This is a genomic window from Paenibacillus amylolyticus (genome assembly GCF_001570725.1).
GTDB lineage: Bacteria > Bacillota > Bacilli > Paenibacillales > Paenibacillaceae > Paenibacillus > Paenibacillus amylolyticus_A.
Genome location: NZ_BCNV01000001.1, coordinates 3,543,969 through 3,567,541 on the forward strand (window position 1 = coordinate 3,543,969; position 23,573 = coordinate 3,567,541).

The following is a 23,573-nucleotide window of genomic DNA, read 5'->3' on the forward strand; positions in this document are numbered from 1 at the left end:
AACCAGTTGCATTTTTTAGTGCACTGGTTCCTTTTGTGTTTTAAAACTCATTAAATGAAATTTTCCTTTTACAAACGTCACACTCTATTTCAATAATCAAACCAATCCCCGTAGGAATGAAAGTATAAGCAAACTTTGCTCCTGATACGTCGAGAGGTTTGCAAGAGTCCCATTGTTTAATTTCTTTCTCCATTTGACTTGTTATTTCGAAATTCAACATGTTATCCCAACTTCCTTACATTTTAAAACACATGGAACTCATTTTTTTTCAAAGCGTCTCTCCATCATGACAAAAAATTTTATGATACTATAGTATCGCTCCAATACAACAATAATATCGTAAATACTAATTATACTTTTGATACCTCTTTGATACTCTGATACTTCCGTGTCTGAAGCAACTATTTGACTAGAATCTTACTGATTGCAGTATGAAAAGGAACTTGAGGGATTGAACAATAAATATCTTGCCTAAGACTAGATGTATTGTGTAGATGTAAAAAGGGTGATTCCTCCGCTGACCAAAGATCTCCTTGCGCTGGGCGATAGCGGAGAGTAGCTTGCATAATATAGCAAGCCTCAACTGCTCTAGTTACACCCACATAATGTAAATTAAGTGCTTGGATATACTCTTCTTCTGACGTCCTAGCTCCTTCAAAGGGTAGTATCCATCTGTATAAATCCAAATGAAATACAACTTTGAACTCTAATCCTTTTGATTTATGGAGCGTCATTATATTAACCTCATTCTCTGTAGCCGGCTTAAAACTATTTAGTTTTTGAGTATCTCCTAGAATAAGCTTTAATTCGTTACATACTTCTAAATCTCTATCGTCTGGATGAACCATTTCTGCAAAACATATAAATAAATCAATATTACTGATTAATTCTTCTTCGCCTAATATAAAAATTGCATGAATTACATTAAGTGCTCTTTCAAATTTCCGCATATCTAAATCCTCATTAAAGTAGCTCTGTACAAAATCTAATTTTGTCGTGAGTCCACCTCCAAACATAAAATAAGAAGATAACATATCATTAAATATAATTCCCCAATGTGAATTGCTTCTATCTAAGGCAGTCTCAACAAACAATTTATTCGGAGTACGAAGAAATTCTGCTGCTCTTTTTGCTGTCTCATTCCCTCTACATAGAATTGCAAAATCATTGTTATTCTCAAGATTGTACCTCTCTTTTAGTAAAGGTAAATTAAAATCTATCGATTCAAAAATATTATGATCTGTTCCTGGAATATACGTTTTGAAGACTCTTGGATCATCCGATAAGTTAATATTAGGAATTCCCATAAGAGCTAATGAATAATCTGAAATGCTTTTATGACACCTATGGTTCTTAGTTATTTCTAAATATCTGAAATCTTCGTTTGAAATTAATGAAAATAAAAACTTCGAGTATCTCTGACTAAATGCATAAATTGCTTGATTTAGATCTCCAACAGCGATACCAACCATTCCAGCGTCCACTAACTTCAGAAAAATATGATGTTGAAATTTGCCACAGTCCTGATATTCATCTATAAAGATATGAGTATAACGCGCTAACAAGTATGATATGCATTCAGGAACAACATTTAAAATGTACTGAGCCGTTTCAGCACATATTTCTAAAAATACATACCCTTCACTCAGTGATTTTTGAAGTAGTTCCAATAATTCTTCATCATTAAATTTTTTATTAAGATCTTTTAGTCTCGCATACTTCGGAAAATCATCCACCGAATTTTTTACTTCCCATGTAACATTTTTTCCAATTAACAACTTTGCAAAAGGAATAATTATCTCGGAAATATAGAATTTATCAATTGTTCCAAAGAAGTTATTATTCTTTTTAACCCCTTTTTTTCTGCATCGAAGTTCTAATTCGTCACTTGCTTTGTTCGTAAATGAAATTGCAATTACACCTTGATAATTTAATAACGTCTTAGAAATCACACTTATCTTTTCTACAACCGTAAATGTTTTACCACTTCCAGGTTTTGCAGTAACAACTAGATTTCCAGTTTCTTCAATGATTATATTTTGCTCATCAGTGGGAGGAAAAGAATTACCCATTCTCCTTCACGACCTTTTCAGCTAATTCTTTAATTTTTTTTAAGGGCTTAACAATATCGTCTTTTTCCAAGCAATCCAAAGCATCATAATTATTTTTCAAAAATTCAAACATATTCTCTGCTTTAGCTTTTTGCATAATTTTAACCGTGCTACTTTTTGCTCTCGTGTTATAGAAACTTTTCAGGTTACTATATAGATTGCTTTCTACTAAATCATTCTCTAAATCTTTATGTGACAAATAAATATTCTTTTTTTCTACTTCCTGTGTAATATGATTTAGAATATCAACTGCTTTTTGGGGAATCTTAGAGTCCTTAGGCCATTCGTTGTATGACTCATTTTTCCCCCAATATTCAAGAAGGACAGCATTTTCGTCTTTATCTAACACTTCCTTAAATATCCCCATTATTCGTGACACACCCGCTTGAAACGAAAACTCCTGAGGCTTAGTTCCAATAGTCTTTTTCTTACTGAAAATATCATTATCAGTCCTAAATACGAATGGTATATCCAATGCTTGGCATATTTTTATATATGGTTTAAATCCAACTCCATTTACAGAAATTATTGAAGCATTGAGACGATCAAGATCTATATCCTTCTTCTTAGACACAGCTGTATAAAAAAGTTTCTCTGAGGGACCTTCAACTAAAAACACGGCGTTCACAAAAAATATATCCGAAGTAATAGCATCTAATCTATACCCAAAATCATCAAATTTCAGGCTTATGTCTTCACTACATCCTCCGTTTGCAGCACTAGTTTTTTTATTATTTGTTTTCAATTTAACAATTTTATCCGGACGGAAGTCAGCAGCTATGTGAGGTGAATGAGTAGTTATAAAAACTTGTTCTTTGAAATTATCTAATAGATAGCTAGAGAGTTTTCTCTGTTGGTGAGGATGTAAATGTGCCTCCGGTTCCTCAATAGCAAAAAAGGTAACTCTCTCAAGTGTTATTTTACTTTTTTGCTTAGTTACCCAAGTGGCTAAGAAAATTTGGTTATTTCTTCCATCTCCACCTAATGTGAGAGTTTCACCTTCAGATGCGTAAGTTAATTCTAAATTTTCAAGCATCGTTTTTACGTCGGAGTTTGCGTTTTTAAAACTCAAGTCTTGATTCTCATTATGTATAGCTAAATCTTTCAATTCTTGATTCACACTCGCCAAGGATTTTTTTATATAATTTAACTCATCCACTCCTGAACTCACATCGTTTAGTACCACTTTTAGTTTATCAATGGAGATCTTATCTTCTTCTGCTAATTCCGCAGAGAGTTGTGACTTCGCATTCTCTAATATTTGATTTTTTTCTCTTTTTATGAATGATGATAGATTTCTATTAGAATTAACACATTCCATATTAAGTCTTTTGATATAAAAACGAGGCGACTTCAGTTCCAATGCATCTACTGAATGACCAGCATAAGTGCTGAACTCGCCATTTTTGGAGTTCCTATATTGAACATAAACAGTTCCATTTTGGATATCACCTTTAAATGTGCTTATCAAACAGTCTTCCGTTACATTACTGATCTTCACTGTAATTTCTATTGAGTTAGCTTTTGTATAAACATTATAATCACTATCCAGTAAATCTAGATCTTTATCACTCAACCCTCGATCAAATAATATTCTAAGCGCAAAAATCAAATTAGATTTCCCCACATCATTTGCTCCAATTATCAAAGTTTGATTAGAGAAGTTAATAAGCTCATCACCAAAATTTCGAAGACCCTTTATTTTAATCCATTCAATTAACATCTAGTTCATCCTCCTTAGATTGAAACCTTAAAATATTCTTGTTAGATCTGGATATTTCTGATCACATCAGTAGGTTCCAAATCTAACAAGAATTCATAAAAAGATCGGACAATCCTCCTGATCTAGTAAATAATAGTTGGTAAGCACCTTCCAGTTAAATAAATTGATTTATACATAGTAGTCAGCTTAAACCAAACCAATTCATCTTTTTGAAATCTTAATTGCATTAACGGACTCTTTAGGAGATTCAGATGTGAATTCAAGATATACATTATCAAATTGATACGTGAGGACAAATTCTCCTTCATACTCTGTACTTTCAAACCTTGTGCCTTTGCCCAAGATCTTCTCGATATCATCGAACCCTTTCATAGGAAAAGCCCTAGCACTTAAATATACATAAGCCAGTCGCCCAGATTCTTCACTGAAATTGAAAGAAGCATAGTTCCATCCTTCAAAAATCCAGAATAGTCCTCCACTCTCATAATAGGATTCTCTCACTTTGCTATTCAGTGCATCAGATACTTGTTTTATGGTTTTTCCAAAGCTTATTTCTTTGAAACCAGGTAATTTTCCCTGCTTTAAATATTTAACCGAGTCTTTTGTTAAATCTAAAAAGGGCAAAGTATTGTTGGACTGGATTCTTGTGTAGGGTACTTTTACTTCTATAAACCCAGCTACATAAGGGCCTACTTGATACGGGTCAAAAATTATGACAATCCCATCATTATAATAATAAAAACTGGATTTTTTACTTAGCGGGAAATTTCTAATCTTATCGTCGAACACTTCCTTCTTAACCCTTAATCCAGACTCAATACCGTCGAAAAGGTTAACACTCTGTTGGTTCGTCTTAGCAACGTTATTTAAAAAAAGTTGTGATCCTGTTTTCAAATCAAAATTGTATGTAGTCGCTTCTTCATATCCGTGCACCCCACCCTTGTAGTAATAATCTTTAAATACAACGGATAATCGCTGATTATTATTAAATTTCGTCTCGGATGTCGTTTGTCTATAAAAGTAATTTTGCTGTTTCTTTAATTCTACGTTTTCTTGGGATGCTTTTACAGCATAAATCTTCAAGACCTTATTGATTTTGTCCTTTACTTGTTGATTTCCACCGGTGATTTGGACATATTTTTGACCCTTATACGTATGGATCTTCGTGTTTACAGTATGCGGTTTAGCTGCTGATACGATGTTATTAGGTATGAATAGAACAAACGTAATACTAAAAATCAATATTGTAGCTAACACTTTCTTCAATTCAAACTACCCCTTTGTTTTATATAGTCAGTTCACGGTACTCTTCAAGCATACGTTTTAATGCTATAGAGGCTTTAATTCTTTCTGCTGCAACCTCCCCTGGTCTGCTTTCATCTAATACATACTCATTGATATCTGAACCTATATAATTGATCATGATATCTTTATTATTGAAGACATAGTCTTCAAACTGTACTCTTTCAATCTCGTCGTGAAAAATTAAAATCACTTCTAGAAATCTCCTTCTGGCTATGTGTGCCTCATGTTGGTCCTCTTGAAATAAAAAGTTATGCAGAAGGTAGTTTATATCGTTATTGATAAAATATTTATATGGGATAGTGTCCTGGTGGTAATCATCTAAATCTATAAACCCCCAGTCCGGAGTCGTAGTAAAATATCTCGCTCCATCTAAATAAACGATTCCTTTACTATAAAGGGTAGTACCATAGTAATTTGCTGTTATAACTTTGTATGAAACTGAACTGTCTGTCATGGTATACGCGTAAAACTCTGGGGTATTTCTTAGATCACTGTCATCAGTTAAAGACAAAGTAAACTCTGGGTTTTCCCGATTGTAAAACTGGTCTTCATCTCCGATCCAAGTTTCCTTAGATCTCAATTTGTGCATTAGTTTCTCATAAGGAGACAGGTGTAGGCCAAATCTTTTCTTCCATAGATACTCAATATCGTTGATATCAGCACTCTTATCAATATCCGTATTTGTATCCCCTACCCTGGTATAAATGTGATTAGCCCTAACACATCTCTTTGTTTTCTTATCTTCATAACTTTCGGTAAGATAATAAGGCGTCTCCATTGAATTCATTATAATCAAAACATCTATTTCATGTTTATCTATGAAAAGAGTACGTAATTCAACTCTCGGTCTTACACCACCTGCAAACTTTTTACTTTTCAATTGATTAATAAGTTCTTGTTGATTTCTACGCTGTTCATCTCGCTCTACACCTATGATTTCTCCAGTTTGATCCATTACACCAAAGATTATATAAGCATCGCGATCAGCTTTGTTGTTAGCCATACAGATAATATCATGTAATAAGTTAGCTGTATTCGAATGATGTGATTGTTTAAAATCCCAGTATTCGTCTTCTCGTTTACTCATGATAAGCTGTTCTATTTCGAACATGAGTAATTCATTTGAATTTTTAACCATTCCGCCCCTCCAATTTGATTTATTATATTTTCAATCCTACATAGCTCGTTCATAATTTTATATGCATGTGATTCTATACTCTATCTCTCTTCAGATCACACAATAGGAATATTATAACATGTATTAATATATCTTATTTGCCTATCTATAATCAGATATATCAGTCAACGATTAAATTTATTACGAAGAGAGAACAGAATACCCACCTACAGTAGTTCATATAAACATACCATTTTTCAACACTTATTTATTGCACCTCAGGTACAAGAATAACTCCAACAGTCCTACTGCTACCACTTGCTGATATCCCTTCTTTAACGTTGCTTAATGTTAAGCAGCATGTGATGAAATCACTTTTTCCTCCTCTCCTAATTTCCTTTGACAGTCTTTGGGATCGTGCACTCAATTCTTCTGTATCCCCAACGAAATCATGTACCGCACATTTTTCTTAATAAAACAATTCCCCAAAGTCATAAAAGATACTCTTGAGCTAAAACAGCTTAGAAAGCATTAGCTAGTCAGTTGAATTCGAATTCTTTTTTTTGTCTGCCCTTTATTTTGAATTTTCACAATAGAAAAATCATTAATTTCAGTTGTATTATTGACATGAGTCCCACCACAAGCTTGTTCATCAATATCTTTTATTTGGACAACTCGAATCTCATTAAGAGAAGCTGGTAGTAAATTAATTACCGTCTTTATAGCTCCTTCCTTTTGCTCAGCTGCAACCCTACTAATTGTTCTTATAATAACTTCATGAGAGTCTGAAAGTATCTTTTTTATTGATTCTTCTAATCGATCAAAAGGTATTTCCTCGATGATATCGGGAGAAAAAGATAGCTCTAGTCTAGCATAATCCATTTCAATTTGACTGCTTGTAGCTAGACCATTGTAATGCTGATACATATAACCTGAAATAACATGAAGCAATGTATGGTATTGCATGTTCTTGAATCGCCAGTCCCAATCAATCTGCATCACTACTGGTTGACTTATGTCATGCAATGGGCGATCTAGTTCATGAATAATTTTACCCTCAACTTTATTTACATTTAAGACCCGGTAGATTTCATCACCTTGCTTAATCACTCCTATATCACAAGGCTGGCCCCCGCCACCAGGATAAAAAATAGTTTTATTAAATGTAATAAATTGATCTTGCATTAAAACAACTTCTGACGAGCATTCTTTTAAATAACTATCCTCCGTATATAACTCCTTCGTCTCCATTATTTCTCCTTTCATTTCTCTAATGTATTTTTTTGAATTCTAATTCTTGTGATCAATTAACTTTTATCAATATTGAGTATCTCCTCCAAATTATTTGGTATACAGTCTCCATTAATCCAATTCCTGAATCACTATTGCTTTTGTGAAATGCAGCCAGTTATATTACTTTTAAAGTTAACAAGATAGAAGCAGCCCCCAGTGTGAGGCTGCTTTATTTAGAAAGATTTATATCTTAATTGTTTGCTTCCAAAAATAATTAGAGTTGCTGAACTGTTGGGCGAACAATCATCTCATTTACTGCTACATCGGCTGGTTGTTCAATTGCAAAGGCAATAGCACGTGCAATGCTAGCAGGTTCAATGGCAATATTCATATTTTTATTAATTGCGCTCTTTAACTCTTCACCCGAAATTCCCTCTGTTAACTCTGTGGCAATAGATCCTGGTGAAATGATTGTAGTGCGGATTCGGTTAGAGTGCTCTTCGATACGGAGACCTTCTGTAATCGCACGTACAGCGAATTTTGTTCCACTATACACTGCACTTGCAGGGAAAACCAAGTGACCGGCGATGGAGGAAACGTTAATAATATGTCCTTCTTTTCTCTCCCTCATGGTTGGAAGGACCGCTGCAATACCATAAAGTACACCCTTTATATTTACATCAACCATGTTATCCCATTCATCTACCTTGAGCTCAGAGATTGGTGACAATGGCATGATTCCTGCATTGTTGACCATAACATCAATTTGGCCAAACTCTTGAATCGCATAATTAGCCAATGCTTTCATGTCTTCTTGAGATGAAACATCAGTAACTTTGTATATTGCTTTCCCCGCATTTTTTTGAATTTCTTGTTGTAGAGTTTTCAAGCGATCTTCACGTCGAGCGGCTAGCACTAGCTTCGCACCTTTTAATGCAAGTTCTTTTGCTGTGGCTTCACCAATCCCACTAGAGGCGCCTGTAACAATGATTACCTTACCTTGTATATTAGACATATAAAAAATCTCCTCACTTTTTCATTTGTTTAAATTTTCGTCTACTCTAATTTTTCGAACGTCTACAACAAACAGCTACACCTTAGTCCCCTTGGTATATCCAGATCAATCTACTCGAACAAACTATTACCATTGGTAGAGATGACATCCTTATACCAGTAAAACGACTTTTTACGATATCGTTCCAACGTTCCTGATCCATCATCATGACGGTCTACATAAATAAAACCATAGCGTTTCTTCAGCTCCGCATTCGAAGCACTAACGAGATCAATACAACCCCATGTCGTGTAACCCATCAGATCCACGCCATCTTCTATCGCCTCTGCAACTTGAATTAAATGTTCTTTAATGTAATTAATCCGATAATCATCTTCAACCGTTTTTTCGCCTTTTTCATTTGTAACTAACTGATCCATCGCTCCCAATCCGTTTTCCACAATAAATAGAGGCTTCTGATATCGATCATAAAACGCGTTAAGAATGTAACGTAGTCCTTGAGGATCAATCTGCCAACCCCAATCACTAGCTTCAAGATATGGATTGGCTACCCCACCGATCATGTTCCCTTCCCCTCTAATTTGTAACTTCGGATCTGCGGTTTCACAAATACTCATATAATAACTAAAGGATATGAAATCGACGGTATGCTTTAGGATTTCTTCATCCCCTGGTTCAAAATGAATGGTAATGCCGTTTTCCTTGAAGAAACGTTTCATATATCCCGGGTAATAACCTCGTGCATGAACATCAGCAAAGAACGTATTTTTGTGATCACTCTCCATCGTTTTAATGACATCGTTTGGATGAGGAGTCATAGGGTATATCGGCATGCTGAGTACCATACAACCAATCTTAAAATCAGGGTTAGTTTCATGACCAATCTTCACCGCTAGTGCACTTGCAACAAACTCGTGGTGAATTGCCTGATACAGATCCTGCTTACTAAGTTTTTCTCTTGGTGTGTTAATGCCACCACTCATAAATGGTAATTCCAAAATGGAATTAATCTCATTAAAGGTGAGCCAATATTTAACCTTGCTTTTGTATCGAGTAAAGATGGTACGCACATAGCGCTCATAGAAACCAATAAGTTTACGATTCACCCATCCATCATATTCTCGGGCCAGATGTAGTGGCGTTTCATAATGAGAGATGGTTACTAGTGGTTCAATGCCATATTTATGGCATTCATCAAATAAATCATCGTAAAATTGTAATCCCTTTTCGTTAGGCTCCAGCTCGTCACCTTTAGGGAAAATCCGCGACCAAGCAATAGATGTCCGGAACACCTTAAAACCCATCTCAGCGAATAGCTTGACATCTTCTTTGTAACGATGATAAAAATCGATTCCAATGAGCTTCATGTTATCTTCAGTAGGAACTTCTGTAGGTGGCGTTTTAATCCCATTTGGCATAACATCTTGGGTCGACCAACCTTTTCCATCGATATCATAAGCTCCTTCTAATTGGTTGGCTGCCACTGCACCCCCCCATAAAAAATCTTTTGGGAATTGTAAACTCATTGTTCTTCCGCCTCTCCGTTGTGATCCATCTAAAACATAATGATCTCTTTTTATGACTTCAACGTATTTCATCAACTGATATTTAAATACTCGTACAGCACATCTCATTACTTACCTTGTTCTTTCAGTATTTCTTAGAAGGGAATCCGTGCTCATGCGCTCGATATACAACGATGAAGGCAAGAAGAAGTAATATACATATTGCCAATGGAAAAGAACCTACCCCAACGGTCATCAAAAGAATGGCCCCAACCACACCCCCGCCACCGATCGCTAAATTCCATACTGTAACGTACATAGATTGAGCCACATTTGCACCTTCGCCTGCTGCATCTGCAATGGCCGTTTGAAGAAGCGTAGGTGCGCCCCCAAACGTTAGTCCCCACATAGCTATGGCAAGATAAACAACGATGGGTTGACTACTCCCTATACCTAATGTCGTGGATGCTAACGCGAATCCACCCAGGCTGATCAGAACCAAAAAGCGTAGCTTACGGTCAATAAATACGCCTATAATCCAAACACCAACCAGCGAAGCAACACCAAAAATAAGTAGAACCAAATCCACTCGTTGAACTAGCCCTACTTCGGAAAGGTATGGTGCAATATAGGTATAAAGAATGTTATGGGAAAGTCCCAATGCTAAAAGAACCAATAACACAGAGCGCACCCCTGGAGTAACAAGAACTTTCAGAAGAGGTATTCGCTTCTCAACTGCTTGTCCAGGATAGTCTGGAAGCTTCCAAAGAATCCAAACCATTAACATCAATGCTAATAGTGACAAAATGCCAAAAACAAGGCGCCAACTTGTGAATGAACCAAGGAATGTTCCAAGAGGAACACCTACTGCTAGTGCGAGGGGAACGCTAACCATTGCAACTGCCATAGCCTTACCCTTAAGTGATTCCGGTGCCATCTGCCTTGCGTACCCGGCAGACATCCCCCATAGCACTCCGGCAGTTACACCGGCAAAAAAGCGAGCAATTAGCATGATGATGAAAATAGAGGAAAGTGCTGTAATCGTATTAAATACCAGAAAACCGAAAATGCATGAAAGCAATAGCGGTTTCCTGTTCCATCCTTGTGTTGCTGTGGTTAAAGGGATAGCAGCGATTAGAGAGCCAAACGCATATGCAGTAACGAGTTGGCCAGCAAGGGATTCTGAAATGCCGAGGTCACGACTAAGCGGTATCAACAAACCAGCTGGAATCGTTTCAGTAAGCATACAGATAAACCCAGCCATAGCGATTGCGATTAATCCGGCCAATGGAAGTCGATCTGATTGCTGTATAACCTTATTTTTATGTGAGATAGATTCTAATTTTGAATTCATCGAACAAGCATCCCCCATCAGCAATTTGCAAACTACAGAACAATATAAATGCAGCCCCATCATCAATGGGGCTACAAAATTATAAACCATTTGATTGTTGTTCTATGAATTGCCTAAATCGATTGCTCTACTGTCCGCATGTGCTTTTCAGACATACGAGCACCATGAACTTTAATTTTAGAGAATTCAGTTTCAAGCTCACGAACTTCAGATGGCGTTAACTGAACTTCCACTGCTCCTAAGTTTTCGTCAAGGTGAGCTATGCTACGCGTTCCTGGGATAGGTACAATCCATGATTTTTGTGCAAGGAGCCACGCAAGAGAAATCTGAGCAGGTGTAGCGTTCTTCTTTTCTGCAAACGTTCTAAGTATATCGATAATCGGCATATTTGCTGTAATGTTTTCAGAATTCAAGCGCCAGAACCCAGCTCTCACATCCGTTTCAACGTCTAATTGTGTGTGTGCATCTATTTTTCCGGTGAGATAACCGAGACCAACTGGCCCCCATGGAACGAAGCCGATTCCTAATTCCTCACACACATCAAGCACTCCATTGTGTTCTGGAGTTCGTTCCATAAATGAATATTCGCTCTGAATTGCAGTAACGGACTGCACTGCATGAGCTCGTCGGATTGTATTTACACTTGCCTCAGAGAGACCGAAGTGTAAAACTTTACCCTCTTGGATAAGGTCTTTTACCGCACCAGCTACTTCTTCGATAGGTACTTGAGGATCTACACGGTGCTGATAATAAAGATCAATGCGATCCGTTCTAAGTCGTCGAAGTGAGTCCTCAACTACTTTCTTGATGTGATCTGGCCGACTGATTAAACTGCCCTCAGGCCCTTTGATGTCAAACCCAAATTTACTTGCGATAACTACTTTATCACGAAAAGGGACGAGCGCCTCTCCAACCAACTCCTCGTTAACATAGGGACCGTAAACTTCCGCAGTATCGAAGAATGTAACACCTTTTTCATAGGCCTCACGAATCGTTTTAATACCCTGCTCTTTATCCGCAGGGGGACCATAGTTGGTACTGATACTCATACATCCTAATCCGAGTGCTGAGACTTCCAATTCTCCAAGTTTTCGTTGTTCCATGTTCGCTACCTCCCAATCGATAGTTAGATATTTATTAACGCGGGAATGTCATACCACCATCCACACCAATCATCTGTCCCGTAATAAAACTAGCTTTATCACTACAAAGGAATGCCGTTAGATATGCGGCGTTAATGGCGTCGGCTTGTTTTTCGAACCCGCGTTTGCCTTTACCTAAATGGATGTTATCATCGAGCCATTTTTCAAATCCAGATAACGCCTCAGGATCTTGCTTAAGCGAATCTCTTCCAATCATCGCGAGTTCGGTCATAACAACAGGTAACATCATGTTGACCCGAATATCATATTTCCCCCACTCTTTCGCAATCAGGCGTGAATAAGAAACAATGCCACCTTTGGATACTGTATAAGCCGGCATACCTTCAATGCCTGTTACACCAGCGACAGAAGCATAGTTAATGATGGAACCCCCATTTTCTTTCATATACTTAAAGGAAGCTTGGTCCACCCAAATTGTCCCGAATGTATTTACAGCAATCACGTTGAGGAGTTCTTCTTCATCAACTTCTTCACTTGAAGTATGAGCATCAATAGCATGGGAACTCACCGTAGCATCCAAACTGCCGCCCATAAAGTCAACAGCCTCTTCAAAAGCGTTGAAGACTGCCTTTTTGTCGCTGACATCAACCTGGATATGTTTATAGGAGCCTGATCCAACTTTTTTGCATTCCTCGATGACCTTAACAGCTCTTTCATCGGTCGGCCGCGCTCGAGACATTGTAACCACTGAAGCACCTTCTCTAGCACACTCAATTGCTGATATCCTTCCACATCCTGTAACTCCACCGGTAATGATGATTTTTTTTCCTTCTAGCATCATATGAATTGCCTCCTTCGTGTAGTTTTAAGCTGGTTGTATTTCATTTAAATCTACGAGGATAAAACGTTCACCAATATAAGGATATATATTACTCTTCGAAATCCGTAGATGTTGATAACTCTTTCCACGCAGTTGCTTGTGAATTCAAATCTTCCATTTTTTTATGAAATTCTACTTGCGCATCATTTCCTAGAAACAAATGAACTGGTGGGTTTTCCGCACGACTCAATTCAATAAACACATCTGCCGCTTTATTTGGATCTCCCATTTGTGCTCCATCGCGCCCATTTAGGAATTTCGTGAATTCATCATCTTTATATGCATCCAAGGGATTCTCAGCAAGACGCAATGAACCTTCACTTAAGAATTTTGTTCTAAAATATCCTGGTAGTACACAAGTTGCTTTTATTCCAAAAGGAGCTCCATCTGCTGCAAGCGATTCAGTCAGACCATCTACTGCAAATTTTGTTGCTGCATAAATACCATTCCTATTACCTGCTCGGAAACCAGCTATAGAAGCTACGTTTAAAATATGGCCTGATTGTTGTTGACGCATGATAGGTAGTACTGCACGAATAACATTTATGGTTCCGAAGACATTCACATCAAAGCAGTTTCGAACCTCCATGTCGGATATTTCTTCAATGGCCCCGAGTTGTCCATACCCGGCATTATTCACTACCACATCAATCGTTCTGAACCGTTCTTTAACCTCACTAATCGCCTTTTGTATACTCAATTCATCGACTAGGTCCATTTGTAATGGCAAAAAGTTTTCTGTATCAACTGTTACCGCTGCAATTAAATCGTCTTTATTTCTTGACGTTGCGGCTACACTAAATCCTTGAGATAGCAATTTCTGCACCAAAGCTAACCCAAGACCTTTTGAAGCACCTGTTACAAACCACACATTATTTTGAGTCATTTCAACCGATCCCCTTTACGAGTTATGAGTTCTTCTTTGTTGATGCACTTTTCTATAAGCACATTAAACTGTTACTAAGCTTAAGGATTATGTTTCCAAGTTCACTATGAAAGAGAATACTCATGACCTCATTCACAATGATTGTGTACTTATATTTTTTACACATAAAATTTTAATAAATTGAACGAAAATTTTACATGGCAAAACCATGGTTTATACACTCATTCCGTGATGAAACCATTTTTTTTAGTTGATTTTACTTTGGAATCATAATATCGGTGTTTGCAACCGATTTCATACTTAGAAACTATAATGTAATTTAGACTATTTATGATAAGATACATGTGATTTCAGGAATTTCTTCTTTATAATCAAGGTATTATAATGAAAAACGTAATATAGAGTGAGGAGTGTATTTATGAACAATATAGACAAAGATATTATCATGCATTTACAGGAAGATGCCCGTTTAACAATGACTTCCATTGGTAAACTTATAGGATTATCCCAGCCTGCAGTAACTGAAAGGGTGAAGAGACTAGAAGAACAAGGAGTTATAACGGGTTACAGAGCACTTGTTTCAAATGAAAAGGTCGGAAAACCGATGACCGCCTTTTTGCTTTTCCGGACTAACCAATGTCTTGAGTTTGTTGACTATTGTGAGAAATCTCCACAAGTCATGGAGTGTTACCGGGTTAGTGGGGAACATAATTATTTGATCAAAGTCATCGTTGAGTCCACTAAAGAACTTGAGTTATTTGAAAATGAAAGTATCATGTATGGGAACTTTACCACTGTCATTACTTTATCATCGCCCATTGAAAATAAACCATTGTTGCCGTCAGGTGATGTAACTCATGATTAACATCGTTCAACCATTTTCTTAAGAAAAATCAAAAAGGGTATCCACTCGCTTTAAGCCAAAGCAAGTGAATACCCTTTTAAGCAGATAATGATGTTAAATCTATGTTGTCATACAAAAAAAGGGCAGCTCCAAGAGTCCCCTCTTCATAACTTTACTATCCTGTTTTTTGTACTTTGAAAATCATATTTAGCCCGAATGCGATTAAGACTATCCCGGTGGTTTTGTCTATAATACTTTGAACCTTTGGCGACATTAGCCACTGCCTTACATAACTTAATAAAAATACGATTGTAGAAAACCATAATATTGAAAGCAATGCATAAAAGGAACCCATGATCAGGAATTGTAGACTCGCATTTAGGTCAGCTGCCACAAATTGAGGTAGAAAAGTAAGAAAAAAGATAGCTACCTTTGGATTAAGAACATTGGAAACCAGTCCTTGCACAAAAGCTGATCTTTTTATATTCTCAGGCTCATCTTGATTTAGATCACTCTTTCGCTTAGTAATGAAGGAAGAAAAACCCATGTAAATCAAATAAGCAGCGCCAGCGTATTTGATTAGTTCAAAGGCTACAGCCGATTTCATTAATATAATGGAAAGCCCTAGAGCTGCTGCCATTGTGTGCACTAGGGCTCCGCTAGCTAGACCTAATGCAATTTTAATACCATCCTTCTTACCATCGGTCAAAGTTCGTTTTGTTATTAATGCAAAATCGACACCCGGTGACATCACAATGAAAATCAGTAAGATTGAAAAAGCGAGTATGTCATTCATACTGTGCCTCCTATTGTATTTTGGTTTTTTGGATACACAATACTAACGCGTTATAAACCAAATTTCAATATCTAGATTTAACCTTATGCTACCTACTGACTTTAGTCGGTAGTTTTGTTGCTATGAGGCGTATTATGTCTTTTCTGCCAATGGACTGGTTGTGCCTACTAGCAAGTTAACAACTTCTGTGGCTCCCATAAACGTCTGCTATTCAATGATGAACTCTACTTATAACATGTAAAGAGTATTGAATTTTTATTAGCCTACCAACCGTCACCATTACTCTATTTTTCGAAAGTGATTCCCCAATCGGTATTTTTGTAGCAATGATCAAGTTTTCTTATGTAATTTACAATATTTTAATTATGCAAAACTCAACTTATACATTAAATGCATTATATGATAAATAAATTTTATTCATAAGCAATATTATTGATATACCATTGTTACCTTATGTTTTTTGTTAAATTGATTTGATATCATATAAGTACAGAATAAAAGTGTGTTAGATTCACAAATTCACTCTGTTAATAAATTCTGTATGATCAAGACATTATCGAGGAGGATATATGATGAACAAAATTGTCCGTTTTCATCAAACAGGCGGTCCAGAAGTGCTGGCGCTTGAAGAAGTACCCGTCCCTTCTCCAGGTAAGGGAGAAGTATTAATCCAAACTCATGCGCTAGGTTTAAACCGGGCGGAGTCCATGTTTCGTTCAGGAGAGCACGGTGCGAAGCCTGTCTTTCCTTCGGGTATTGGATTAGAGGCTGCTGGAGTAGTTGAGTCGATAGGAGACGGGGTTACTGGTTTTAATGTCGGAGATAAGGTAAGCGTGATACCTTGTGTCCCTGCTACTGAATACCCCCTACATGGTCAGCATGTCCTGGCTCCCGCCTATGCTGTCGTAGCTCATTCAGATAAGTTGTCATTTAAAGAAGCAGCGGCAGTATGGATGATGTTTACAACCGCATACGGTGGACTGATTGAATTTGGTAGCCTTAGCCAAGGCCAAACCGTACTAATCCCTGCAGCTTCTAGCAGTGTCGGACTTGCAGCGATTCAGATTGCCAATATGGTCGGTGCACGCCCAATTGCACTAACGCGTACCAGCACTAAACGTAAGGCTTTGTTAGCCGCTGGTGCCGCCGAGGTCATCGCAACAAATGAAGAAAATCTCGTAGAACGAGTTGGCAAAATCACCAATGGTTCGGGTGCAGAAGTGATTTTCGACCCAGTTGGTGGTCCAGTGCTGGCGGATCTAATCACAGTAGCTGCTCGCCATGCAAAAATTTTGCTCTATGGCCGCCTTCACCCTGATCCAGCACCTTTGGATGTCGGCCAAGTCTTGTTCAAACAACTCACTATCCGTGGCTACGATATGGTAGAGATCACTAGTGACAATAACCGCCGCATGGAGGCTGTCGATTTCATCCGTAAAGGTCTCGAATCCGGTGACCTAAAACCGATAATAGACAGGACCTTCCCACTCGAAGACATTAGTGATGCTCACCGTTATCTTGAAGCCGGAAATCACATAGGAAAGATTGTTTTGACAGTGTCATAGAAGCATATGACCAGCGCTAAACGTTAGATGACCTGAATGCAGATTGTGTACTATCGGAAGCACAATCGTGTAGCATTCATTAGCTCAATGAATGTTACACGATTTCACATTCGCTCCCTAGGACTATCTTAGGTTGTCGAAATTAGAGTCGCCTTTTTGTTTTACTACTAGTTGACTGCTTCTCAGTTGCTGTCCTCAGCTATAAATCCAAACGCTGATACACTAATTTAAAGAAAACAGCCCTAATCCAATTCATATAAATGTTGGCACATATAACTATTCGTTGAGAACAGATAAGTTTTTGATAACTTTTCATGTACTAAATCCGTGTGACACTTAATCAATGATTCTAAAAGACCCCTATGGTTTTTCCAAACATACTCTACTAGCATCACCTTACATGGTGTTGAACTAGTATGAACTCCTTCAAAAAAACCTAAATTATATTATAATATCTACAGATATTTTCACTTTTTTTTCAGATCTTAGTACTCTTTTTCGCTTTCTATATCTGGTATGTCTATAGGAATACCATGATTGAATGCAATCATTACAGCACGGTGATACTTCCCCAATAAAAATTCATAATTCTTAGAGAGGAGTTTTTGCTCCTCTTTGATAATTTTATATCTTTCTGTCTCTTTTTTTAGCTGTTGTGTTAATTTAACAATTCTCATTTTCAGCTCTTCGGTATCTTCTGTCAGTTCTTCGTTAGGCACAGACATCAAATTGTACTTTCCTATTTTGTTCTTCATCAAGAATTTTTTAACGTGAGACTTGTTTAAGGTACTTCGACTTAATCCTGTCCTTACTACCAATTTACTTAAAGTTACTAGTGCTCCTTCAGAATTCAAGTCATCTATGGCATTTTGCAATTTCGTTAATGTTTCCTGCCTAGCAATTTCTTGTCTTAATAAAAGTTCTTCGGGTAAACTTCTTTTTTTCAAATCAATTCTCCCTCATCTTTATTTTATTAACAATATTCTGATAAGCATTAATATTATTTATAGCATGATCCTTCCAAATTGGATTTCGACAAAATAAATGAGCCTTTTTTGACCACAACTCTATTTGGGCTTCAAAGTACTCCTGCTGCGTAGAATCAGGCATAAAGTTAAGACATTGAAGACACTCGGAAGGATTCGAACACCCAAGCATATCTGAACAAATTCCTATCCCCCCAAGTCTTCCTGCACGTGGACTTTTTAACACACGTTGTTCTTGATCTACACTTTTTAAAATATTACCTTTGAAGAATACATTTTGACTAACTTGTAGATCATTTGTTATCTCATAAATTTTATCTTGTTTTTTTTGAAGTTCTTCATTGTTAATGTGTATATAGTTTCTTACTAGCATTTCAGAACCTTTGTGATTAGTCATTTCTCTAACATCGTCTAAATTGAAGCCGAAATATATACGATCAGTAATACCGTTATGCCTTAACTGATGTGAACTAAACTTATAGCTTATGTTGTCTTCCGTTTTCACATCATAATCTTTACATACCTTATTAAAATGTAAAGTTAGATTTCTCTCTGTACATACTATTGGTGTTTTGCGCTGAATTAATTGAGTAGATTTATCCAAATGGAAGGTATTTGATTTTTCCATATATTCTACTTTATAGATGAATAATAAGTCTTTATCTTCTACTTTTCTAATTGCTTCTTGATATTCTTTAGCAATATATTGTTGTTGTTTCAGTAAGCTCAATAAATAAGCACCATGTCCTTCATTTTTGATTTCTATAAGTCTATTTTCAGGCTCTAGATAACCTCCATTTTGTTTCCAAGTTGGAATTTTTAAAATTGCACAATTGGGTCTTAATGCAGGCAAGATACAGTCTAACTGCATCCCTGTTATCTCAGAGATTCTCGACGGTATGCTACGCAGAATCCAATATGCCAAACGAACATGTAAAGGGATTTTTTCGTTTCTGAAAATTTGATCAACTTGATTAGTAACATATTCCGGTATCATTTTTTCTGTATTATTTACAATATTCTTTCTTAATCTTGGATAGGGATTTATAACCAGTAAGGGTGAATTAGACGGCATTTCTTCGAAATCTCTCATAGTCTTGAAGAAGACTCTCAGAGATCTATAGAGTTTTATTTTTGTTTCATAAGCATACTTTTTATCCAAGAAACTTATATACTCTGCAACGTGATTCTTTTTCACTTTAGATAATTTGATTGAAGAGTGAAAATTTTCAAGATATTTACAGAAAGTTATAGTTTCGAAAACTACTGATGAAATAGTTCTTGCTGAAGCATATTTTTCAGCAAGTAAGATTATTGCAAAGTTTTTAATCATAGATCTGTACGATGAGGGACATTTACTGAAATATAAGGTTGTGTTAGTTAATGAAGACCCTGGTTTTTGTACAATGTTCAAATACCAAGTATTATCCTTAAACTCACTCAAAGAACTGTATACCTGCAAAACTTTTTTTAGTTTAGACACATCAATTTCTTTATGATTTGGGTGCATATCTGTTATATTTGAACTTTGAGTTTTCATGATTTCTCCTAACTATCATAAAGAAATATTTTTTATAACTTCTCGATATACCTCACTTAGATACTTCATTCTTTTATATTCAACATACTCACTGTAATCTGTTATGTGATTTTTTTCGTAAAACGTTTTCAATGAATTTAACTGATTACTTTGATCTCGGAACATCTCTTCCCACTTATCAATATAATCCCTTCCAGTACACAAATTACTACATGTAGCACATTCAATTTTATTACAAACCCCCTCAGAGATATGCAATGAACATTGTCCCAATTCTACAGTACGAGTCCCAAGGCAAAAGTCAATATACAACTGCTTTCTCTCTTTTTCAGAGAACTTACTCCACTGTTCATCAGTAAGCTGAACTTCAAATTTTTTCTGAAAGAACTCACTATTCATATCAGCAACTCTCATTTTATCTACTTCTGTGTAAAACAAAGCAGTAGTTTCAAGCCATGCATGATCAAGTGCGGTCGATACTTCTTCCATGGAGGCACCATTGGAAACTAAATTAACAGCAAAAGTCTTTCGACTTTGACGTGTTGTTATATTCCATAAATCACCATTATCATCCATAATGTTTTTATTCTTGATTAGAGTTTTCATTGCTTTCATAACATCTGAAGGATTGACAATACCATAATTATGACCGAACCCTTTTGCTTTCTTAATGAACAGATAGATAGATTTAACTTCATCGCGGAATTTTTGGGTTTCTTCTTGATATTTATTTATTCTTTGAGCTAGTTGATTAGGAATTGGAACAATACGCTTCTCCTCTAAACCTTTTTTTACTTTACTTTTTTCAGTTTTATAATTCTTGACAAGCATATACCACATCTCATTTTTGGTATCGTACTTCAAAGCATCATATTCTAGTAAACTTACTTCTTTTGCCCGAAGACCAGTAGAATTGAAAATATCGAAAATAAGACGGTAAGTATCACTCATCTCGTATTTGTATTTATTTAACGCTTCCATAACTACTTCTGGAATGAATTTTGTATTATTTTTCATGTTATTTAAATTTGTAAATTTAAAGTCATCAAAATAATTATGTTGTGGAACATTAAGTACTTTTATTGGATTAAACTCATTTTGTTCAGTATTATAAGCCTTTATAAAATCAATTAACTGACTCATATGTGTAAAGATTTTTGATATAAATGATATAGAAGCATTTTTTCCTGATTTAGTTTTATATGAGGTTTCTAAATGAATTTTTAGTAATCGAACATCACTTTTCTGAATCTCACTAAAATCGGTGAAATTTGTTTTAACTAATTCTAAACCTCTTATGCCGGTTGCTACTGTGAAAAATTTATGCCTTGCATTCGGAACATTATTAATGAGAAGAGAATTTTTCATAAACGCCATAAAGCCTTCTCGAATTTTTTTGTATTTTATAAATGAGAAATCAAAATACACTGAACTTAAAATATGGTTTTCTCTCCAGTAATACTTCCAAATTAAATTAGATCTCTCCATGTGGCTATTATTTGTTAAAGGAAGAATCTTAAGTTGTTTATCATACTCGTTATTAACGAGATTCTCTAATCTTGCTTTTATATCTTCTTCTATTCCTTTGAAAGATTGCCATGAACCCTTAACAGAAGGATCAATAGTTTCTTTAATCAGTTTAACGAGAGTAATCCGTCTTCTCTGTTCAGTAAAAAGCGATGCACAATATTCAAAATACTTAAAGGTTTCATGTTTAAAAAAACCGAATAAAATATTAAATATATTCGTACGCCCTAAAACTTGTGTTTGTTCAGTTAGACCCTCGAAATTTAAAATCTTTTTTTCTATTGCGGGTATTGTCATGACAAGAAATTTAATATTATTCGCAACATCTTTGTGTGGAAAATTGATTAAGATTATGGGTACAACTGTACCTTGGTTAGAAATGTAATATTCACTAACTTTATTACTAAGGCAAACATAGATATGTTTTGAATCAACATTTTCACTAGCGTTAGCACATAGTAGTCTCTCCATGATCTTCTCCAGCTCAATCGCAGGCTTATTATTATTTTCTCTTATGCCTAATTTACTAAGCCCAAAAACCTCTTGTGTAATTAAATCTATACTACTTGTGTTCATTTCCTTTATTTGTTTTTTTATTATTTCATCAAAATATTCATCCATTAGAAGTGATGCAAAAGCAAATATTAATTTCAATGTATTACCTATCTTAAAAAAATTCACAACCTCTTTCAAACTCTCTCCTTTATTCAAACATTCCAAAAGTTTATAAAAGTTAAACTCAACTTTCTTAACATCGACAGATTTAATTTTATTCCAATTTATTATCACTTCTATACCTCTGTACTCTACTCTCTTTAAACCTATTCTCCCTTTCACACAACTTATCATTAAAGCCACTGATATTCACTCCTGCTGGATATACATTTATTTTTCAAACGATGAAACTTTCATTAGAATACTTTTCATATAACTCATATCTTTCATATTTTTATAAGAATTGATTGTTGCGGGATTTGTCCATCCCATGATTTGTCTTATCATTTCATCTGTTAGATCCCCATGTTCACTTTGATATTTTAATAGAGACATAACCTTAGTTCTTCGACCATCATGAGTTGCAAATAAACTTGAATCTAGTCCGCTACGTTTTACAGCTTGTTTGAATGCCTTTCGATAGGAATTGTAAGTAAGTTTATTACCTTGATTGTTTCCTTTCCTTAGTGTAATAAATAACTCTTTTGTAAAGTATGCACCTGATTCTTGTTCTGCAATTGCTCTTTCTGATAATATATACGAGTCAATTATTCGACATAAGTTTTCTGGCAATAAAAGGTCTCTAGCTTCCCCCTCTGATAAACCTTTAGATTCGTGTGGCTTAATGAATCTTAAATTTTGACGCCTACACTCTACAAAATCATCATAATGTAGGCTCAGTACTTCTCCAATTCTAGCCCCACATAACACAGTAATAAGAAAAATAGCTTTATCTCTTAAAGTATTAAATCCTGTTAATATTGTTTCAACTAACTCATCATCAAGCCACCTTATCTTAACTCTCTTTTTCTTTAAAATTCGTAATCTGCTATCAATATAGTTCCCATAATTAAAACAATAAATTTTTTGGTATCGATCTATTCTCCTATGCATCTTCGTTTTATGTCGCTTATCCAAAAATTCATCTGACCTTTCATCGTTCAGAAAACGATAGAAACCAGTTACTACAACTACATATTCTTTTAAAGTGTTATAGGATATAGCACCATTTATTGAAGATACATTAGTTTGGTTTGAATTTCCCCACAATATATAATCAAGAAATCTTTTAAAATCTTTATCTGTTGCTTTCAAATAGTTTTTATTAGATTTTTCTAAGAAATTTAAATACTTACATAAGTAATATGCATACTGCCTTCCAGTATTTAGACTTCTAAAGCTTTTATAATCTAAATAAAAGTTCACTTCATTAACAGGCATATTCTGATCTAGAATAAAGTAACGGTAAACTAACTCACTATTAATTTTCACCATAGCTTTTTTCACATTGAACAAATATTTACACCTCTTTCTATAGTAAACTAATTATTTTTTTCACTATATCTTTGACAAATTTACTATATGTATA

General features: G+C 35.6%; 18 protein-coding genes. 2 read left to right on the top strand and 16 right to left on the bottom strand.

Annotation, left to right across the window (positions count from 1 at the left end; genetic code table 11):
• Nucleotides 1–401: 401 nt before the first annotated feature.
• The 11 genes from PAHA3_RS15730 to PAHA3_RS15780 form a co-directional block, all read right to left on the bottom strand.
• Nucleotides 402–2,072, bottom strand: coding sequence for a UvrD-helicase domain-containing protein (locus tag PAHA3_RS15730; protein ID WP_062835539.1), 1,671 nt, complete (start codon nucleotides 2,070–2,072; stop codon nucleotides 402–404).
• On the bottom strand, nucleotides 2,065–3,834 hold the full coding sequence (locus tag PAHA3_RS15735; RefSeq protein ID WP_062835540.1) for an ATP-dependent nuclease: 1,770 nt from the start codon (nucleotides 3,832–3,834) through the stop codon (nucleotides 2,065–2,067). Before PAHA3_RS15735 ends, PAHA3_RS15730 begins: the two co-directional genes overlap by 8 nt.
• A 201-nt stretch (nucleotides 3,835–4,035) precedes the next feature.
• Nucleotides 4,036–5,091, bottom strand: coding sequence for a DUF3298 and DUF4163 domain-containing protein (locus PAHA3_RS15740; protein ID WP_235599492.1), 1,056 nt, complete (start codon nucleotides 5,089–5,091; stop codon nucleotides 4,036–4,038).
• Nucleotides 5,092–5,119: 28 nt separating this feature from the next.
• Nucleotides 5,120–6,277 (bottom strand): ATP-binding protein, encoded by a 1,158-nt coding sequence (locus tag PAHA3_RS15745; protein WP_082762816.1) that lies wholly within the window; start codon nucleotides 6,275–6,277, stop codon nucleotides 5,120–5,122.
• A 510-nt stretch (nucleotides 6,278–6,787) separates the two neighbouring features.
• Nucleotides 6,788–7,507 (bottom strand): alanyl-tRNA editing protein, encoded by a 720-nt coding sequence (locus PAHA3_RS15750; protein ID WP_062835542.1) that lies wholly within the window; start codon nucleotides 7,505–7,507, stop codon nucleotides 6,788–6,790.
• Nucleotides 7,508–7,763: 256 nt separating this feature from the next.
• Nucleotides 7,764–8,504, bottom strand: coding sequence for an SDR family oxidoreductase (locus PAHA3_RS15755; protein ID WP_062835543.1), 741 nt, complete (start codon nucleotides 8,502–8,504; stop codon nucleotides 7,764–7,766).
• 110 nt (nucleotides 8,505–8,614) lie between these two features.
• On the bottom strand, nucleotides 8,615–10,030 hold the full coding sequence (locus PAHA3_RS15760; protein ID WP_062835544.1) for a glycoside hydrolase family 1 protein: 1,416 nt from the start codon (nucleotides 10,028–10,030) through the stop codon (nucleotides 8,615–8,617).
• A gap of 124 nt (nucleotides 10,031–10,154) precedes the next feature.
• Entirely contained in the window at nucleotides 10,155–11,363 is a 1,209-nt protein-coding gene (locus PAHA3_RS15765; RefSeq protein WP_062835545.1) for an MFS transporter, read from the bottom strand.
• 113 nt (nucleotides 11,364–11,476) lie between these two features.
• Nucleotides 11,477–12,466 carry an aldo/keto reductase gene (locus PAHA3_RS15770; RefSeq protein WP_062835546.1) on the bottom strand — a complete coding sequence of 330 codons (990 nt, stop codon included), beginning with the start codon at nucleotides 12,464–12,466 and terminating at the stop codon, nucleotides 11,477–11,479.
• Between the two features lie 34 nt (nucleotides 12,467–12,500).
• Nucleotides 12,501–13,307: an SDR family NAD(P)-dependent oxidoreductase gene (locus PAHA3_RS15775; protein ID WP_062835547.1), complete on the bottom strand. Its 807-nt coding sequence runs from the start codon at nucleotides 13,305–13,307 to the stop codon at nucleotides 12,501–12,503.
• 88 nt (nucleotides 13,308–13,395) lie between these two features.
• A complete protein-coding gene (locus PAHA3_RS15780) occupies nucleotides 13,396–14,232 on the bottom strand; it encodes an SDR family oxidoreductase (protein ID WP_062835548.1) in 837 nt (278 codons plus the stop codon).
• Between the two features lie 418 nt (nucleotides 14,233–14,650).
• Between PAHA3_RS15780 and PAHA3_RS15785 the strand changes: the two genes are divergently transcribed.
• Entirely contained in the window at nucleotides 14,651–15,097 is a 447-nt protein-coding gene (locus tag PAHA3_RS15785; RefSeq protein ID WP_062835549.1) for an Lrp/AsnC family transcriptional regulator, read from the top strand.
• Between the two features lie 154 nt (nucleotides 15,098–15,251).
• On the opposite strand, the gene PAHA3_RS15790 is transcribed toward PAHA3_RS15785, so the two are convergent.
• Nucleotides 15,252–15,872: a LysE family translocator gene (locus PAHA3_RS15790; protein ID WP_062835550.1), complete on the bottom strand. Its 621-nt coding sequence runs from the start codon at nucleotides 15,870–15,872 to the stop codon at nucleotides 15,252–15,254.
• Between the two features lie 572 nt (nucleotides 15,873–16,444).
• On the opposite strand from PAHA3_RS15790, the gene PAHA3_RS15795 reads away from it, so the two are divergent.
• A complete protein-coding gene (locus tag PAHA3_RS15795) occupies nucleotides 16,445–17,437 on the top strand; it encodes a zinc-dependent alcohol dehydrogenase family protein (protein WP_062835551.1) in 993 nt (330 codons plus the stop codon).
• A gap of 485 nt (nucleotides 17,438–17,922) precedes the next feature.
• Here PAHA3_RS15795 and PAHA3_RS15800 read toward each other — a convergent pair whose 3' ends face one another.
• From PAHA3_RS15800 to PAHA3_RS15815, 4 genes are read right to left on the bottom strand one after another with little or no spacing between them, the layout of a single operon-like run.
• Nucleotides 17,923–18,384: a DUF6262 family protein gene (locus PAHA3_RS15800; protein ID WP_062835552.1), complete on the bottom strand. Its 462-nt coding sequence runs from the start codon at nucleotides 18,382–18,384 to the stop codon at nucleotides 17,923–17,925.
• Between the two features lies 1 nt (nucleotide 18,385).
• Entirely contained in the window at nucleotides 18,386–19,963 is a 1,578-nt protein-coding gene (locus tag PAHA3_RS15805; protein ID WP_062835553.1) for a tyrosine-type recombinase/integrase, read from the bottom strand.
• A gap of 15 nt (nucleotides 19,964–19,978) precedes the next feature.
• Nucleotides 19,979–22,339 carry a site-specific integrase gene (locus PAHA3_RS15810; RefSeq protein WP_235599493.1) on the bottom strand — a complete coding sequence of 787 codons (2,361 nt, stop codon included), beginning with the start codon at nucleotides 22,337–22,339 and terminating at the stop codon, nucleotides 19,979–19,981.
• Nucleotides 22,340–22,375: 36 nt separating this feature from the next.
• Nucleotides 22,376–23,491 carry a tyrosine-type recombinase/integrase gene (locus PAHA3_RS15815; RefSeq protein WP_153028218.1) on the bottom strand — a complete coding sequence of 372 codons (1,116 nt, stop codon included), beginning with the start codon at nucleotides 23,489–23,491 and terminating at the stop codon, nucleotides 22,376–22,378.
• Nucleotides 23,492–23,573 lie beyond the last annotated feature (82 nt).

Bases quoted from the DNA above. Each gene is read 5' to 3' on its own strand.
- PAHA3_RS15750 (WP_062835542.1), bottom strand. From the start codon at position 7,507: ATGGAGACGAAGGAGTTATATACGGAGGATAGTTATTTAAAAGAATGC.
- PAHA3_RS15795 (WP_062835551.1), top strand. From the start codon at position 16,445: ATGAACAAAATTGTCCGTTTTCATCAAACAGGCGGTCCAGAAGTGCTG.
- PAHA3_RS15735 (WP_062835540.1), bottom strand. From the start codon at position 3,834: ATGTTAATTGAATGGATTAAAATAAAGGGTCTTCGAAATTTTGGTGAT.
- PAHA3_RS15765 (WP_062835545.1), bottom strand. From the start codon at position 11,363: ATGAATTCAAAATTAGAATCTATCTCACATAAAAATAAGGTTATACAG.
- PAHA3_RS15775 (WP_062835547.1), bottom strand. From the start codon at position 13,307: ATGATGCTAGAAGGAAAAAAAATCATCATTACCGGTGGAGTTACAGGA.
- PAHA3_RS15785 (WP_062835549.1), top strand. From the start codon at position 14,651: ATGAACAATATAGACAAAGATATTATCATGCATTTACAGGAAGATGCC.
- PAHA3_RS15760 (WP_062835544.1), bottom strand. From the start codon at position 10,030: ATGAGTTTACAATTCCCAAAAGATTTTTTATGGGGGGGTGCAGTGGCA.
- PAHA3_RS15730 (WP_062835539.1), bottom strand. From the start codon at position 2,072: ATGGGTAATTCTTTTCCTCCCACTGATGAGCAAAATATAATCATTGAA.
- PAHA3_RS15755 (WP_062835543.1), bottom strand. From the start codon at position 8,504: ATGTCTAATATACAAGGTAAGGTAATCATTGTTACAGGCGCCTCTAGT.
- PAHA3_RS15805 (WP_062835553.1), bottom strand. From the start codon at position 19,963: ATGAAAACTCAAAGTTCAAATATAACAGATATGCACCCAAATCATAAA.
- PAHA3_RS15770 (WP_062835546.1), bottom strand. From the start codon at position 12,466: ATGGAACAACGAAAACTTGGAGAATTGGAAGTCTCAGCACTCGGATTA.
- PAHA3_RS15780 (WP_062835548.1), bottom strand. From the start codon at position 14,232: ATGACTCAAAATAATGTGTGGTTTGTAACAGGTGCTTCAAAAGGTCTT.
- PAHA3_RS15745 (WP_082762816.1), bottom strand. From the start codon at position 6,277: ATGGTTAAAAATTCAAATGAATTACTCATGTTCGAAATAGAACAGCTT.
- PAHA3_RS15790 (WP_062835550.1), bottom strand. From the start codon at position 15,872: ATGAATGACATACTCGCTTTTTCAATCTTACTGATTTTCATTGTGATG.
- PAHA3_RS15810 (WP_235599493.1), bottom strand. From the start codon at position 22,339: ATGATAAGTTGTGTGAAAGGGAGAATAGGTTTAAAGAGAGTAGAGTAC.